The following is a 13,901-nucleotide window of genomic DNA, read 5'->3' as shown; positions in this document are numbered from 1 at the left end:
GCCAGTTTTCGCCCTCGTAAGGTCTGGGTTTGCGCTCCAGGTTCCACAGCGCAATTCTGATCTCACTGATAGCGATTATTCGATAGCGGGCAATTGTCGATAATTCATTCCATAGTGTCTGGAATAATCAATTAGGCAGAGGCGAAAATAGGGCCTGTTAAGAGGACGCCAAAAAGGAAGATGGATTCCTGCAAGTTGCACGCACCGCCTCGTTCTTCATCCTTCGCCCGCGGATCGCCTCGCGATCTCCTCCGGCCCGGCCAGCACAAAACGGCCTACAGATACCTATTCCTCCCGGCCAACAGTCGTTTTCTCATTTAGTAGTGCAACATTAAACGCAAAGTTCATATACCATGTTGCACTACTATTCTATCGAGGTAGGACAAAGATGGTTCACACCACGGCAGCCAGGAGAGAAGCCAGGGGATTGAAGGAAAGGGCACGGGAGCTTGACAGGGAATCAAAGGCGCTGGAAGCCATAGAGGACGCGGCCTCAATGGCCGGAGAGAAGGAGGCCGAAGCATCCCGGCTGAGGGGGCAGGCTCGTGAGCTACAGGAAAAGGCGAGGTTGGAAGACATCACGGTACGAGAGGAGCCCCTGGTCAAAAAGACCAAAAAGGGCGAGAAAACCTATTACAGATGGGTGGCTGCCTGGAGAGTGGGTGGCAAATACAAGAAGGTGTATGTGGGATCCTGCAGAAAGATGGACCAGGCCGAGGCCCTGCAGAAGGCAAGGAAGCTGAAGGCGGAAGCCTTGGCGATCAAACAATAATATAAATACTAAAACAACGTGTAAGAGAATAATATGGCATGCTTAGATACCCCAAAAGAAGTACAGATGATCTCTGCCAAGAACCCTGAGTTAGAAGAGTTCAAGGCCGGCGTAGTTAGGAGCATGAAGCAGTACAACGCTGGCTTAGTGAAAACCTTCGATAATGTAGATGATTTACTAGCCGATCTCCATAGCCCTGAGTAATCTTCTTTTCTATGTCGTATAAAATCAGACGAACTATCGAGTTTAGAGAGAAATACAAAGATATAATAAAAAAGAATAAATCATTACAACCCAAAATAGACGAAAAAATCAAACAAATCGCAGCAAACCCTACAACAACAGGCAAACCAAAAAAAGGCAATCTAAAATACGCTCGCGGCGCACATGTTGCAGGCAATTTTGTTATAGTCTATATGATTATTGAAGACAATATTATATTTTTATATGTAGATCGTCATGACCCTGCATACAGCGAGGCCCCGAAAGTTCTCGGAAACATCGAATATGAATTTCCTGAGTTGTGGGCTGTAATGTCGCCGGATTTGAAGCGGCATTTGAAGCGGTGACTTCCTCCCATGCCCCTGAAGGAGATGGGTCTTTTCTACCCCTTTACCCCAACGTTATAAAATGTTTCTATGACATTTTTACAGGGATTGACGAAAAATGCCAGGGATGAGAAGGGGATACCTGTATGCTGCATCATCTCTCATCCCACAATACTCATGACATCTGATCCTAAAGAGCTTTTGGCGTGAACAGGAGGAAAAGAGAGCCGATAAAGAATAAGAGGTATAAGACATTGGCTGCTGGCAGTTCGGCCCTCGCTCCATTTAAATATGGATGATAGACCAAATATAAGAGTTAGGATTACATGAACACCAAGTAAACCGAATCGAGCATCATAAAGATTGTAGAATTTAAATAAGATCTCGGTTGGTATCGATTCCTACTTTATTCCTACTATTATGATCCCATTTCCTACCTTAATCCGACTCAAGTAGGATAATCTTATAAATTCATCCGACAATGGTAGGATACATGCAAAAGATGAGTGTTTCTGTCCCTGATTCTGCAATGGAATCCATTGAAGCAGAGACAAAACGCCTGGGGAAGAGTCGTTCTCACTTTGTAGTCGAAGCTATTGATTTTTACATTGGAACTGGTAGGAATTTAAAAAACAATATCAATCGACTAAATGAAGAGTTAATGATAAAGTCAGAAGAAGCAAAATCACTATCTGATAAAGTATTACAGTTAGAAGAACGTATTCCCACCATTGAAAGCCAAAGTAGGATGAAGGATTACGATATCAATAGAATCAATAGTGAATTAGCCCAAAAGATCAATGAAAACAAATCGCTATCTAATAAAGTATTACAGCTAGAAGAAAGTGTTCCTACCATTAAAAACAAGCTTGCAGAAGCCGAGAAGGAATTAAATTCAAGGGCGGCAGAAGTATTCCAGAAAGATAAGAAGATTCATACTCTGGAAAATCAGATTGCTGAAAGAGATAAGAAATTTGAATCAATGGCATCTGAATTAGAACATCTAAAATCTCAGATTGACCAAATCAGAGAGCAATTACATGAAGCCGAAAAGCTGAAAGAGAAGATAGAATCGGCTCTGAAGTCCAAAGAAGATGAGGTCTCATTCCTTCGCGGCCATGTGGCTCAGCTCACCCAAAGCATCAGCCAGCTATCCCTTAAGCCCGGTGATGAAGAGATCAGGAAAAAGGGCTGGTGGCATTTTTGGAGGAGAGGTTAGTCCATGGACGAAGAACCAGTTAACAAGAAGCCAAAGAAGCCATTGACAAACGGATTCATCCCCAAGCTCAAGGACAAGAAGGTCACTATCCGCCTGGTTTCAGGAGGCCAGCCAATTACCGGCATCCTGGATAGATACAACCCCTATGAGATCCGCATCCAGACCGCCAAAGGGCCGATCCTGGTATTCAAGCACGCTATTGCCACAATCGAGTCTGTGGATGAGCCGAAGGGCTACAGGCCAGATATTTAGAGGCAGGAGGGGCGAAGTTGGGATAGTGAAATGGTGGCCCTCCCTCCGCCCAACAATCTATAAGCAACTATCATGAATAATTATCTTGTGGCCCGGAAGAGGTACCAAGCAACTTAGGGGAGTAGCATGGGTCTGCCGGGCCGCTTGAATATAAGACACAAAATGGTTATGAAGGCTTTGGATGGCAGGACAAAAACCCTGTCACAAGGAGTGAAGACATTAAAAACAACTATCTTGTAATCACTGCCACTGCTGCTATACTATAATGCGTTATCGAAAGAGTTATAAACTTCTAAACTGATTACATATAAAATCATACTAATTCTATTTATTGTATGATCAAGCATACCGCAGGAGGGAATACTACGAATAAATCTTGGAAAATCGTCTTAGCTTTACTGATAGCATTGACTGCATCCGTAAGCACCTTGGGTGCAGGGTCCGATTTTACTCTTGGGATCTTTGGTAACGCCAACATGGACGATACGATAGATGAGAAGGATGTCGCATATGTGGAAGGAGTAATCAAGGGAACAAATGCTGCCACTAATTTGAGCGATGCCAATTATGATGGTAAAGTCGATTCTCAGGATGTTGATCAGATCGAGCAGATCATCAACGGAACAGAAAAAACACTAATAATCAAGGATGACGATGGAACTACAGTAATAATCCCCAAACCAATAAAAAGAGCTGTAGCTTCTGGACGAGTGTATGATGTCTGTGAGGTCATGCGGTCACTTAACGTAGCCAACCTGCTTGTTGGAGTTAGCAAAGAGATTCAGGATCGTAATATATATTTTCCAGAACTGAGCAAGCTTCACGGTGTTGGCACTGCATGGGAACCAGATTACGAGGCTATAATTCAATTGGACCCAGATATTGTTATGATATCGGGAAGAACGATACCAAGCAGCAGCAGATATGCAGGATATAAAGAGAAATTAGAAGGAGCAACACCGGTCGTTTATCTTGCGTTGCAATTGGAAGAGAATCTGACAGAACGAATAACAAAGATGGGATACATTTTTAATTGCAGAGATGATGCAGAGACGTTCATCGAGTGGCACGATAGCATTATAGACGAGATCGAATCAAAGACGGAGAATCTTGCAGAGAACGAGAAGCCAAGAGTATTTCCAACGTTTTACTCGGATGGGAGCTGGAATGTATACCCAGGTTCCTATGGAAGCATACCAGAAATGTGTGCCATCGCAGGTGGGAAAAATATAGGAGATGTTTGGTCGAGCTCTGAACATTCGGAAGTTGATCTGGAATGGATTGCGACACAAAACCCAGATATAATTGTTGCATTCCCAACATACCTCTGCGGATATGAAAATTCATCACCCGATTTTAATTCATTGAAGAATAATATATTAGGCACCCCAATATTACAGAATGTTTCTGCAGTGAAGAAGAATAAGGTCTATGTAATATGTGCAAATTGCTTTGAGTATGCACCATCTCGTATTGTGATGATTGCCCAAATGGCTAAATGGTATCATCCAGACCTATTCGTGGATCTTGATCCTATTGCCATACATCAAGAATATTTAACAAAGTTCCAGAAGATCGAATTTGATGTAGCAAAAAATGAGCAGTTATTTGCACTTTCATAAAAAATTGTGGAGATAGCTGCAGATTAAAGTGGATAGATGACCTATCCACTCCTATTTTGTACTGTAGCATCCAGTGGTGGTAGGACATTTTGGATGGTCGTTTGATGCTGGATTTATCAGGCCACCAGCACAAAATTCAACAGAAACATCGAGCCTGTAGAAGAACCGAAGAGCTACAGGCCAGATATTTAGAGGCAGGAGGGGCGAAGTTCGGATAGTGGACTGGGTGATCTCCCTCCGCCCAATAATCTCTAAGCAACTATTATGAATAATTATCTTGCAACCCGGAAGAAAAACAATCTACCAGGGAGTATGAATGATCTCTCTGGACCGACTGAACGCAAAGACAACGTTGTTTTATAAAATCAGTGGACAGGCCATGAAAAGGTCACAGTTTTATAGTTTTAAGATCCATATAGCACAGGTGAAATAGACTATGTTAAAACTAATCAAAAAAATTATAAAAATAAAATTGTTTGTGATGGGATTGCTAGCTCTCCTATGGTTCGCGAAGAAGAAGCACCGTTAACAATGAAAACGGAAGGATAACCACCTTACAACAGAACCGAAACATACCGAGAGTAAACCTCATTCTCCCAGACAGAACTCCTGAGGCCACAAGCCTTCTTCTTTGGGACGCCCCTTATCCTCGGCTTCAAACCGGCTCCAGATCATCTCATCCACCTCCTGCAGCCTGACCCCGAAGACCTCAGCTAAGATCTCCCTAGCTGCCTCCAGCTCCATAGCCTTCTGACTCATTGCCTTCTTCTGTGGCCTGAATAGCTGCTCAAGGACTCCTGTCATGAAGAATCTATTCTACGTGCAAGGTTAAGTATTTTGGCCGGAAAACAATATCAATAAACCATTTTTACATAATAGAAAGTACGAATAAGATACAAATAACTGAATAGAGATGCGACAGTCCCCTTATACCTTGGATAAGAGCCTTTTAGAAAAGGACCGTGGGAGGAAGAAGAAGGAGAGAATCCCCACGGCCAGGCAAGCGAGGTGAACGCGGCTGACACTCCACAAGGTTAGCTTTTGTCGATATCCTGATATTTGTATGAGTATATATGCTTTTTCATTCGAATTAGTAGCACCGAAAACGAGATCCAACTAACGCTACAGACCGAAATGAAGTATACGCTGTTGAAAAGCGAAACGCATACATAATAGTTCATCACTATTAATGATGGTGATTTTCTATGAACGAGCTTGCAGTTACAACCCTGGCACTGTGGGGATTAGCAATCTGGATAATCATTGGACCCAGGTATTGGTTAGGCCCATTCCACATAGACAACTGATGAGCCCTTGAAGTAAAAGGAGACGAGGGGAAAGCCGAGCAGGAGAAATAGGCCTTCCCCTCGCCCCTATCTAGAGTTAATGACTTTAGATACGTACCTAAGATACATATAAATGTTTCTTTTTAAGTTCTTCTTATGTAACAAGATCCATAAGAGACTATCGAAGCGTTACACAAGAAATGGCCGACTCCTATTTGAGACGAGTAAGTGCATGAACCAACACGAACTGAGCCCTATGATAGTGACAATCAGTTAAGTAACGGCGTTCAATAATAGCCCTTAATCATTAAGGCTTAAGTCTTAATCCTTAATAGTTATTCTCTTAAGCCTTAAAGATTAACCCTTAATGCATGGAAGTAGTAGCAATAGCAAACCAGAAGGGAGGATGTGGCAAGACCACCACGGCGGTCAATCTCTCGGCCTGCCTTGCGGCCAAAGGGAAAAGAGTCTTGCTAATAGACCTGGACCCACAAGGATCAGCTACAACCCACCTGGCAATCAGCGATTTCGATAATACCATGTATGAGGTCATGCTTGGCGATCTAAGCCTGGCACAGCTCACCACACCCACAGAGGTCAATGGCCTGGACATTATCCCTGCAGACAAGCGGCTAGGCAAAGCCGAGATGGAGATTGCAGGCAAGTCCATTGCCAGGGAAAGGATACTGAAACCTAAGCTCAGGACTCAGAACACTTACGATTTTATCATCATCGACACTCCACCAAACCTCGGATTTCTGACCATTAACGCAATGGTGGCCAGTGACACAGTGTTGGTGCCCATTCAAACAGAATTCTTTGCGATCCAGGGGCTTTCTATGATCCTCGACTTGGCAAAGGCGATCTCAGAGGGATTAGGCCAGGACCTGAGGCTGAGATACCTGCTGACCATGTATGACGCCAGGACAAAGATGGGCAAAGAGGTAATCACACGGGTTAGGGAGCTTCTAGGAGATGATGTCTTCAAGGTCGTCATTCCCAGGAACATCAAGCTAGCTGAGGCTCCGAGCTATGGCAAGCCCATTCATTTGATAGATCCCGAATCCCCGGCTGCAAGGGCATATTCACAGCTTGCGGATGAGGTGATCGCATGACAGGGGACTTAATGGACCGGGTCTTTGGTGACATTAAGACAAAAAAGTCAGAAGCCTTAAGTGATAAAACATTAAGCAAACAAACATTAAGTGATGAAGCCTTAAGCCTTAAGGCTTTAGACCTTAAGCTCCTGGATGAGGCCATCAAAGCTGCAAACGGTAAGCGTCGGATGATTGGAGTGTGGAGCCCGACAATCGCAGCAGCCATGTGGTATCTGAAAGGGACCATCCCACGGTTTTCTATCAGCGAAGTTGCAAGCCACTGGATTGAGGAGGGGTTGGAGAGAGACTATCCAGAACTGGTGCAGAAGATAAGAGATGGGATGAGGAAATGAATCTCTGCCAGATCATCCCAGGCAGCAGCCAGCTATCCTTGAAACCTAGGGATGAGGAAATCAAGAAAAGGAGCTGGTGGCGGTTCTGGAGACGAGAATAAAATGCCACCAAAGGAACAACGTCAATGGTACGAAAACGCCTTGGTGCTTACCGTTGCAGGATCAATTATTGTGGTCATAGGACAATTGGCCGGGACAATAATACCGATTATGTACGGTCCGGAAGATATTAGTGATTTTTCAATAACTGCAAACCCAGTAGATATCTACGTAAAACACTCTGAACAAACCGAATCTAACCTGCTTAGTTACGCTAACGTTGAAATTAAAGTTGATGATTTTCATCCATATCTAAGACCATATCGATACTACATATATTTAAAGATATTAAATTACCCCAAAGGAACGGAACTTACAACCCTTGGCCTACAAAAAGTTGGAGTCGGAGGTTACTCTATCCTGGATATTGCAATAGACAAAGACATAACATTCTTCGATGAACCAATGGAGATCCAAGGCATTGGTGAAGATGGGAAAACACATAATATCACAATCTACTTATCAGCTCGTTGGTAAACATTAAACGAGCCAGCGTGGTTCTAGAAACACATATTTTATAATTTATTGCTATTTTAACATATAAGGCCACGATCTTTCTCTGAAAGATATTTTATTATGCTTCTGAAATCATGGCCGTTTTGCGCGTTGTGGATAAGGCGCAAACGGCCTGTACGGGATCCAACATCAGCCTTCCACCCAGAACTCTTGAGGCCATAACCCCCGTCTTCAGGGGCCTCGTCCTCTGCCTCAAGCCGTATCCAGATCATCTCATCCACCTCCGACAGCCTTACCCCAAAGACTTTCGCCAGGATCTCCCTGGCGGCTTCCATCTACATGGTCTTTTGATTCAATGCCTCCTTCTGTGGCCTGAAGACCCCTGCCATGAAAGACATACAGTTGCTTAGCAGAAAAAAATATCAGTAAAACGCATATAAAAGTTTCTTAGTACGATTTAAAAATAGCAGCCGAAGGATTAAAGCTCTAACTTTAAAAATCGAAATTAGAGCTTTAAAACTCGAAGTACAGCTTTAAGAGTTAAAGTTAGTATTTAAAGCAGCTAAGCAGATTTGACTTAAAATTTAGTTTAACTTTAAAACGAACCTCAATTTAGACAGATTTAAATTATCGAAAAATCACAATCAATAGAAGCAATGTGTATCTCGACTATACATCACACTACCCCCCAAAGGCCGATATCTAACTTTAAGCCAAGTGGCAATGCCACGACGAGCAGTATTGTCTGGGAGAATGCCATGCACCAGAAGTGCAACATTCACTATGATGTTGCACTACCAATCCCACAAAGACAACCGAGGAGACATTGAAACGAATAGGGTGAAGGACAAAGCCTGGTAGGAGAGATGGCCTCCCTTCGCCCCGATCTATGATTAATGACTTCAAGTATGTATCTTAGATACATATAAAAGTTTCTTAACAAGATTCGATATACAGATACGATATTGTGCTAATATTTGTTTATCTATAAAATATTTTTAAAAGATAATCCTAAATTTAGGATTTAGGCTTTCCGACCTCTCTTTATATAGCTCAAGAAAAACTCGGATTTTACGAGAATTATTTTATTCTACAAATATTTATTTATATACATTACTCTTTATTCTATCTCTATCGCAAGCTAGAACAGACAAGAAGAATCTAAGCATCTTAGATCTTCGTTCTTTTATAGATTTTATGAGATTATTGTAAAGCCTACTGTTCTTTCTTTTGCCCTAAACCCTAAATTTAGGGTTAGACAGTCTAAAGTCCCGGTGCATCCCATCTCCGCAGCTTGATTATCTTGGCGTTCTTTTTCCGGGGATGCCAAGTGACGTTAAATCGCTGGTCAGTTGCGGCTATCCTGGAGAGCTGCCTTATTCTGTCCACGGTCAAGTTCATGATGGCCGCGAGGTCTGAGAACTTCATGCCTTCTTTTCTCAATTTTGTCAGATAATGCTTAGGCGCGGCGGATTGCACCAATCCCTTTTCGCGATTCGCGAGGATGAGGGCGATCTCATCGATGTGGTCCGATGTCTTCTTTGTGGGCTTTGTCTCGTGTGAAGCTGGTGCCTTTGTGGGGGCATCTCTGCGAAGGGTGTTGATGAGCTGGAGCTGGATACCCTGGTTGTCGGCTAACGTGTTTTGCCATTTCTCGGAGGCCGTGATCTTTTCATTCTGTTGGGCTACTGTGGCCTCTAGGGCCTCAATGCGATCCACAAGCGGCTGGATGGCCTTTTCGACTGCCTGAGAGATGAGGGCCGAGAGCTGAGATGCACTCAGGATAAATGCGGCTTCTTCTGAAGGCGGTACAAAATCGGTTCGCGTCTCCGTGGACGCAAAGCTATTTATGCTTGCTGTGGCTAGTTTAGACATACGCAAACATCCCCTTCTCGGGAATCCTGGCCGGGTGTTGGTAGCACCCAGGCCGGAACTTACATTTTCTTTATTTTATCAGACGGTTATCATTAAGGCAGTATAAAGGTGTTGGCGGTCAAGCTTTTAGATAATCCAATTTGTCTTGCGGCATTTTGGGCCGCGCAACGATGATTAGGACTTCGTTGCCGGCTAGATCCATGCCCAAGCTTACACGTCCAAGCTTGTCTACTTTTTTATATAATGTTCGGATGACTTCGCGTTTTTCTCCCTTTTCATCTACTGCCTCAATCATGCTTCGTGTATATTGCATTCGCTATATTTAACGGTTTGCTAACCATGTAACCAAAAGTTATTTATCCTTGGTAACTTAGTTACTAACCAAGGTGAGTGAATTGTCTGGAAATCTCTTAGATAAGGTCCGATCCGGCCCGGTAACGCAAAGCTGCGACGCTGTTATGACCCTGTTAGCTTTCGTAGGAAGAGCAAGCGATCCAATGCCAACCGATGTGACCCTAGATAATGGCCGCATGGTGCTGGTTCTGTCGAATAAGAAGGATGCATACTACACTTGCACGGCGCGTGCGTGCTCCTGTCCGAGTGCGACCTATCGCAGCGGCCCATGCAAGCATCAGAGGAAGCACTTCCCGCAAGCAGAGGCCACAAAGCCGGTCTCTGCTAACGCCTCTTTAAAGCCTGTCGCGACATGGCCAGGCGGCCGCAACGGGCCGGTTGAGGATGATCTCAAGGTGGTGGCATAGATGGGCCGGGAAGATGCACACATCCGGATCGACCCGGATTTGCGAGACTATTTGAGAGAGCTCTCCAAGGCGACCGGCCAGGGCATGTCTCAGACCATCAACAACGCGCTTTACCGCATGAAGACCACCGAGGAGGCCCGGAAAGCTGAGGCCGGGACACTTCGCCAGATTCGCCGGATAATCCAGAGAGAGGCCAGCCGCGCGAGGAGCGATGCTAATCTGACGAGGCGCCTTCGTCGCAGGTCCAGGCGCCTGGAGGCCGAGGTATGAGGTCTCAGCTCCAGCCTTTCCTAGGCTGCAAGTACCCATTTTCAGCTACGGTGGACGCTTTCGGCCTGCGAAAGGTTCCCTATCGAGGAGACGAGCCGACCATTTGCCTACGAGACGTGCTTCTATATGCAGGATCATTTGCCGTGCCGGTAGATCACATTTGGGCTTATGTGGGGAAGAGCATCGCGAGGTTCAACCCTCGGAAGGGGGATCGAATCAGTTTTAACGCCTGGGTCCGAGAGTACACCAAACTGAATAAAAATACCGGCGAGGAGAAGATAGATTACTGCATAGATAGGCTGTCGGCTTTTTCCCTTATAAAAAACAACGGAGGGCCGGATTTTATGACCTTCTGGGGATTGATGAGAAACTCAAGTAAGTTTATCAGTGATGCGCTCGACGATGTTATTCAACCCACATGCACGCATCTTGAAATGGCCGCTCCACTTCATGCAATTGTCGCGCAGGAGGTAATTTAAATGGTATCCAAAAAGCATAACGTCAACGTCAGCAACACACCTCTAAAAATGGTAAGGGACTTCTCGGAAGAGTTGGGTGTCCTCGGAGGGGTCAAGGCCGTTGGGTCTGGACTCATAAGCGTCACGCTCGATGACCGGCGAGTCCTCGCGTCCGACAGTATCAAGCCGAAGCTCGCCGGCCTGGTCGGCAAAAGAATCGCCGTGGCAAGATATTTTGACCATTGGTTTGTTAGGATGACGCGCGGGGTGCAACCACAATAGCAGCGATCCCGCCCGTTAAATTTTTTTTCGCAATGGATCTGCCGAGCGAGATGATTTCGTAGTGCAACATCATGGCATTTCATACCTAGCAATGTGACACTACACTCCTGCAATAGCCTCTGAGTCTCAGGCAGGGTTACAAGGATGTGCTTGAGGACATACGTGTCCTCCGGCCATTTTCTTGCAATGGTCACCCCATCAAATGGCCGTCAAGTACCCATCAAGTATTCTGCGACTTCTGCCGCCTGCCTGGCGATCCCTTCTAGGATGCAGCGTTGGGCTTTTCGATGTGGATGGTCTTGAGAAGCTGCAGAGTGCCGCTGTCCCATGGATAATTTGAGAGTATAGATACATTTAGGCGCTTGGGATCAAAAGTTGGCTGATAATGTGACATATATATTGTAATCTTGTTATTTAATTCTTGAGAGGCGATAAATCCTAGAGCACTGTCTATCGTTCTGGTAGTGGCGGTATCATAGGAATCTTTTAAAATTTCCGCTGACTCTGACGGACTTAAATAACTCTGGTCTTCATCGTTATGCTTAATGGTAATAATAGCAATACCGCCTTCATGATTGCGATTTTTATATACATTGATGGAACCGAATTCGTATTTTTCGGTCCCACTTAATGTCTCCGACATTTCCCAGGGCTCCCCAGTGATGTAATAATCACTGAACCCCATATCAAAAGACACTATGTATGGACCAATTGTTGCGCTATAAGGAACAGCATATGCTATCGCTTGAATGGAAGAAAATACAACAAATAACGGAATCAATCCTAAACTCCGGCCTTTGCAGTAACCATTTTTTGTACTGAACTCTTCTGCCCGCGAACATACCGAAGGATTTATATACTATTATGGTTATTACTCTTAGCTATGACGTATATTGTCAAACAGAAGATTCGCGGGCACACATACGTTTACGAAGCCGAAAATTTTTGGGACCCTGAGAAGAAGCAATCCAGGCAAAAACGCAATTATCTTGGCGTATGGGATGAGACTTCAGGAAAGCTCATTCCAAAGGTCGCAGAACGTGATGTCAAGACTACGAAATCATTAGGCCCTGCTTATCTTCTTGATTCTGTGGGCAATGAAATCCTGCTCAGAAAGAAGCTCTCAGAAGCGTTTGGCAAGGATGGGGATTTGGTTCTTGCTGTTGCGATGAGTCGGTTGCTTCATCAAACCTCTCTCAAGAACCTTCACCATATTATCGAGGACTCTTTTCTGCCGGAGATGTACTCTCTAAAAGAGACATTCAGCTCTCAGTGGCTCTCAAGTTTCCTGGAGCGATTATCCACTAAAGAATCCGCTATGACTGCATTCTATAACTCATTGATAGCTGGCGAAGATGAGACGCTAATATTCGATATCACATCACTCTCCTCAGCCTCGCGAAATATCGATTGGCTGGAATGGGGATACAATCGCGATGGCTTGGATTTGCCTCAAGTCAACCTGGGATTGGTGCTTTCACTTAACAATCACTTACCACTTTACTTCAAGTTGTTTCCAGGAAGCATCAGCGATGTTGTGACTCTGAAGAACCTTGTGGCTGAGATCAAAGCATTTGGCATTGCAAAGAGTCTCTTCATTCTGGATCGAGGATTCTACAGCGAGAGCAATATTAAAGAAATGACGGCCGAAAATATCGATTTCATTCTTCCGCTTCCGTTTAGCGTCAATATCGGCAAGGGTTTAATCAGCGATACGAACAAGGATATAGAAAATCCGGCCAATGCAAAAAGGTTCGGCGGAGACATATTCTACGTCTTAGAAAGCGAGGTCCAGATTAGTGAAGTCAATGCCTATGGATACGTCCTATTCAATAAGAAACGGGAAGGTTTAGAGACGAATTCGTTCTACAACAGACTGATAGATATCGAATCCGCTCTTAATGGAAAGGAGTTTAAAAATCCGATCGGGGAATTCAAGCGAACCGCAGGAGGTTTTGAAAGATACTTGGAGTGCATCGTGGATGGAAAAACGATTCACCTTCGCAGAAGGATCAATGCTATATCACAGGCTGCAAACCGATTTGGCAAAACAATTCTTCTTTCATCCATCAAACGGAGATGGGATGAGGTGCTATCTCTCTATCGGGAAAGAGATGAAGTTGAGAAGAAGTTTGATGACCTGAAGAATGAGCTTGAGGCTATGCCTCTGAGAGTACAGAAAATTGAAACACTTCAGGGATTGTTGTTTATCTTCTTCATATCTTTGATCCTGAGAGCGATATTACTCAGAAGGGCAAGAGACGCGGAGCTGCTAGATAAAAAATCCATCGAAGAGATTCTCATGGAATTGGCAAAGCTCAGGGCGGTTAAAGTCGGTGGCAAATGGAAGCTAACTGAGATCTCAAAAAAACAGAGAACGATTCTTGAGAAGATGAATATTGGAGTTCCTGTGGAGGCAAACCTGGTTATTAAAAGGGCCGGAGTTTAGGATCAATATCCTCATCAAATCCTTCCTTATCTTTGTTTAAGATTGCAGATCTAACGAAAAACATTTTGATCCACTTCCCACCGAGTTGACAATGATTTAGCA

Annotated in this window: 17 protein-coding genes; 12 read left to right on the top strand and 5 right to left on the bottom strand. The window is 44.3% G+C overall.

The annotated features are described in order from the left end of the window. Window positions 1-388: 388 nt before the first annotated feature. The 5 genes from A7K50_RS12440 to A7K50_RS12420 all read left to right on the top strand — a co-directional run bounded on the left by A7K50_RS12440 (window position 389) and on the right by A7K50_RS12420 (window position 4,413). The gene (locus A7K50_RS12440; protein WP_119776583.1) at window positions 389-772 is read left to right on the top strand and encodes a hypothetical protein; all 384 of its coding nucleotides are present in this window, start codon (window positions 389-391) and stop codon (window positions 770-772) included. Between the two features lie 215 nt (window positions 773-987). Further along, window positions 988-1,341: a type II toxin-antitoxin system mRNA interferase toxin, RelE/StbE family gene (locus A7K50_RS12435; RefSeq protein WP_119776581.1), complete on the top strand. Its 354-nt coding sequence runs from the start codon at window positions 988-990 to the stop codon at window positions 1,339-1,341. Between the two features lie 472 nt (window positions 1,342-1,813). Next, the gene (locus A7K50_RS12430; RefSeq protein WP_158582064.1) at window positions 1,814-2,539 is read left to right on the top strand and encodes a ribbon-helix-helix protein, CopG family; all 726 of its coding nucleotides are present in this window, start codon (window positions 1,814-1,816) and stop codon (window positions 2,537-2,539) included. A 3-nt stretch (window positions 2,540-2,542) separates the two neighbouring features. After that, window positions 2,543-2,791, top strand: a complete 249-nt coding sequence (locus tag A7K50_RS12425) for an RNA chaperone Hfq (protein WP_119776578.1) — start codon at window positions 2,543-2,545, stop codon at window positions 2,789-2,791. A 335-nt stretch (window positions 2,792-3,126) separates the two neighbouring features. After that, window positions 3,127-4,413 (top strand): ABC transporter substrate-binding protein, encoded by a 1,287-nt coding sequence (locus A7K50_RS12420; RefSeq protein WP_119776577.1) that lies wholly within the window; start codon window positions 3,127-3,129, stop codon window positions 4,411-4,413. 588 nt (window positions 4,414-5,001) lie between these two features. Here the strand turns inward: A7K50_RS12420 and A7K50_RS12415 are convergent. Next, the gene (locus tag A7K50_RS12415; RefSeq protein WP_119776575.1) at window positions 5,002-5,217 is read right to left on the bottom strand and encodes a hypothetical protein; all 216 of its coding nucleotides are present in this window, start codon (window positions 5,215-5,217) and stop codon (window positions 5,002-5,004) included. An 853-nt stretch (window positions 5,218-6,070) separates the two neighbouring features. Between A7K50_RS12415 and A7K50_RS12410 the strand changes: the two genes are divergently transcribed. The 3 genes from A7K50_RS12410 to A7K50_RS12400 are packed head-to-tail and all read left to right on the top strand — an operon-like array spanning window position 6,071 to window position 7,725. After that, complete coding sequence (locus A7K50_RS12410; RefSeq protein WP_119776573.1) at window positions 6,071-6,814, top strand: ParA family protein; 744 nt, start codon at window positions 6,071-6,073, stop codon at window positions 6,812-6,814. Beyond that, entirely contained in the window at window positions 6,811-7,149 is a 339-nt protein-coding gene (locus A7K50_RS12405; protein WP_119776571.1) for a hypothetical protein, read from the top strand. Before A7K50_RS12410 ends, A7K50_RS12405 begins: the two co-directional genes overlap by 4 nt. Window positions 7,150-7,200: 51 nt before the next feature. Continuing rightward, on the top strand, window positions 7,201-7,725 hold the full coding sequence (locus tag A7K50_RS12400; protein WP_147363126.1) for a hypothetical protein: 525 nt from the start codon (window positions 7,201-7,203) through the stop codon (window positions 7,723-7,725). Window positions 7,726-7,781: 56 nt separating this feature from the next. On the opposite strand, the gene A7K50_RS12395 is transcribed toward A7K50_RS12400, so the two are convergent. The 3 genes from A7K50_RS12395 to A7K50_RS14085 form a co-directional block, all read right to left on the bottom strand. Then, window positions 7,782-8,039: a hypothetical protein gene (locus A7K50_RS12395; protein ID WP_119776568.1), complete on the bottom strand. Its 258-nt coding sequence runs from the start codon at window positions 8,037-8,039 to the stop codon at window positions 7,782-7,784. Between the two features lie 928 nt (window positions 8,040-8,967). Beyond that, the gene (locus A7K50_RS12390; RefSeq protein WP_119776566.1) at window positions 8,968-9,579 is read right to left on the bottom strand and encodes a hypothetical protein; all 612 of its coding nucleotides are present in this window, start codon (window positions 9,577-9,579) and stop codon (window positions 8,968-8,970) included. A 118-nt stretch (window positions 9,580-9,697) separates the two neighbouring features. After that, window positions 9,698-9,874: a hypothetical protein gene (locus A7K50_RS14085; RefSeq protein WP_158582063.1), complete on the bottom strand. Its 177-nt coding sequence runs from the start codon at window positions 9,872-9,874 to the stop codon at window positions 9,698-9,700. 466 nt (window positions 9,875-10,340) lie between these two features. Here A7K50_RS14085 and A7K50_RS12380 point away from each other — a divergent pair, with 466 nt between their 5' ends. Genes A7K50_RS12380 through A7K50_RS12370 form a run of 3 tightly spaced genes read left to right on the top strand, consistent with a single transcriptional unit; the run spans window position 10,341 to window position 11,350 of the window. Further along, window positions 10,341-10,610: a hypothetical protein gene (locus A7K50_RS12380; RefSeq protein ID WP_119776563.1), complete on the top strand. Its 270-nt coding sequence runs from the start codon at window positions 10,341-10,343 to the stop codon at window positions 10,608-10,610. Next, window positions 10,607-11,089 carry a hypothetical protein gene (locus tag A7K50_RS12375; protein WP_119776561.1) on the top strand — a complete coding sequence of 161 codons (483 nt, stop codon included), beginning with the start codon at window positions 10,607-10,609 and terminating at the stop codon, window positions 11,087-11,089. The genes A7K50_RS12380 and A7K50_RS12375 overlap by 4 nt, the downstream gene beginning before the upstream one ends. Next, window positions 11,090-11,350 carry a hypothetical protein gene (locus tag A7K50_RS12370; protein ID WP_119776560.1) on the top strand — a complete coding sequence of 87 codons (261 nt, stop codon included), beginning with the start codon at window positions 11,090-11,092 and terminating at the stop codon, window positions 11,348-11,350. 262 nt (window positions 11,351-11,612) lie between these two features. Here the strand turns inward: A7K50_RS12370 and A7K50_RS12365 are convergent, their stop codons facing one another. Further along, complete coding sequence (locus A7K50_RS12365; RefSeq protein ID WP_119776558.1) at window positions 11,613-12,131, bottom strand: hypothetical protein; 519 nt, start codon at window positions 12,129-12,131, stop codon at window positions 11,613-11,615. A gap of 102 nt (window positions 12,132-12,233) precedes the next feature. Here A7K50_RS12365 and A7K50_RS12360 point away from each other — a divergent pair, with 102 nt between their 5' ends. Beyond that, a complete protein-coding gene (locus A7K50_RS12360) occupies window positions 12,234-13,799 on the top strand; it encodes an IS1634 family transposase (RefSeq protein WP_119776556.1) in 1,566 nt (521 codons plus the stop codon). Window positions 13,800-13,901: the final 102 nt, after the last annotated feature.

Source organism: Dehalobacter sp. MCB1 (assembly GCF_003590275.1).
Classification (GTDB): domain Bacteria; phylum Bacillota; class Desulfitobacteriia; order Desulfitobacteriales; family Syntrophobotulaceae; genus Dehalobacter.
The sequence above is the reverse complement of the archived record's forward strand: the minus strand, read 5'-3'. Positions and strand labels throughout refer to the sequence as shown.

Excerpts from the sequence above, each read along its gene's own strand:
- A7K50_RS12440 (WP_119776583.1), top strand. The coding sequence starts at position 389 with ATGGTTCACACCACGGCAGCCAGGAGAGAAGCCAGGGGATTGAAGGAA.
- A7K50_RS12435 (WP_119776581.1), top strand. The coding sequence starts at position 988 with ATGTCGTATAAAATCAGACGAACTATCGAGTTTAGAGAGAAATACAAA.
- A7K50_RS12430 (WP_158582064.1), top strand. The coding sequence starts at position 1,814 with ATGCAAAAGATGAGTGTTTCTGTCCCTGATTCTGCAATGGAATCCATT.
- A7K50_RS12425 (WP_119776578.1), top strand. The coding sequence starts at position 2,543 with ATGGACGAAGAACCAGTTAACAAGAAGCCAAAGAAGCCATTGACAAAC.
- A7K50_RS12420 (WP_119776577.1), top strand. The coding sequence starts at position 3,127 with ATGATCAAGCATACCGCAGGAGGGAATACTACGAATAAATCTTGGAAA.
- A7K50_RS12415 (WP_119776575.1), bottom strand. The coding sequence starts at position 5,217 with ATGACAGGAGTCCTTGAGCAGCTATTCAGGCCACAGAAGAAGGCAATG.
- A7K50_RS12410 (WP_119776573.1), top strand. The coding sequence starts at position 6,071 with ATGGAAGTAGTAGCAATAGCAAACCAGAAGGGAGGATGTGGCAAGACC.
- A7K50_RS12405 (WP_119776571.1), top strand. The coding sequence starts at position 6,811 with ATGACAGGGGACTTAATGGACCGGGTCTTTGGTGACATTAAGACAAAA.
- A7K50_RS12400 (WP_147363126.1), top strand. The coding sequence starts at position 7,201 with ATGAGGAAATCAAGAAAAGGAGCTGGTGGCGGTTCTGGAGACGAGAAT.
- A7K50_RS12395 (WP_119776568.1), bottom strand. The coding sequence starts at position 8,039 with ATGGAAGCCGCCAGGGAGATCCTGGCGAAAGTCTTTGGGGTAAGGCTG.
- A7K50_RS12390 (WP_119776566.1), bottom strand. The coding sequence starts at position 9,579 with ATGTCTAAACTAGCCACAGCAAGCATAAATAGCTTTGCGTCCACGGAG.
- A7K50_RS14085 (WP_158582063.1), bottom strand. The coding sequence starts at position 9,874 with ATGATTGAGGCAGTAGATGAAAAGGGAGAAAAACGCGAAGTCATCCGA.
- A7K50_RS12380 (WP_119776563.1), top strand. The coding sequence starts at position 10,341 with ATGGGCCGGGAAGATGCACACATCCGGATCGACCCGGATTTGCGAGAC.
- A7K50_RS12375 (WP_119776561.1), top strand. The coding sequence starts at position 10,607 with ATGAGGTCTCAGCTCCAGCCTTTCCTAGGCTGCAAGTACCCATTTTCA.
- A7K50_RS12370 (WP_119776560.1), top strand. The coding sequence starts at position 11,090 with ATGGTATCCAAAAAGCATAACGTCAACGTCAGCAACACACCTCTAAAA.
- A7K50_RS12360 (WP_119776556.1), top strand. The coding sequence starts at position 12,234 with ATGACGTATATTGTCAAACAGAAGATTCGCGGGCACACATACGTTTAC.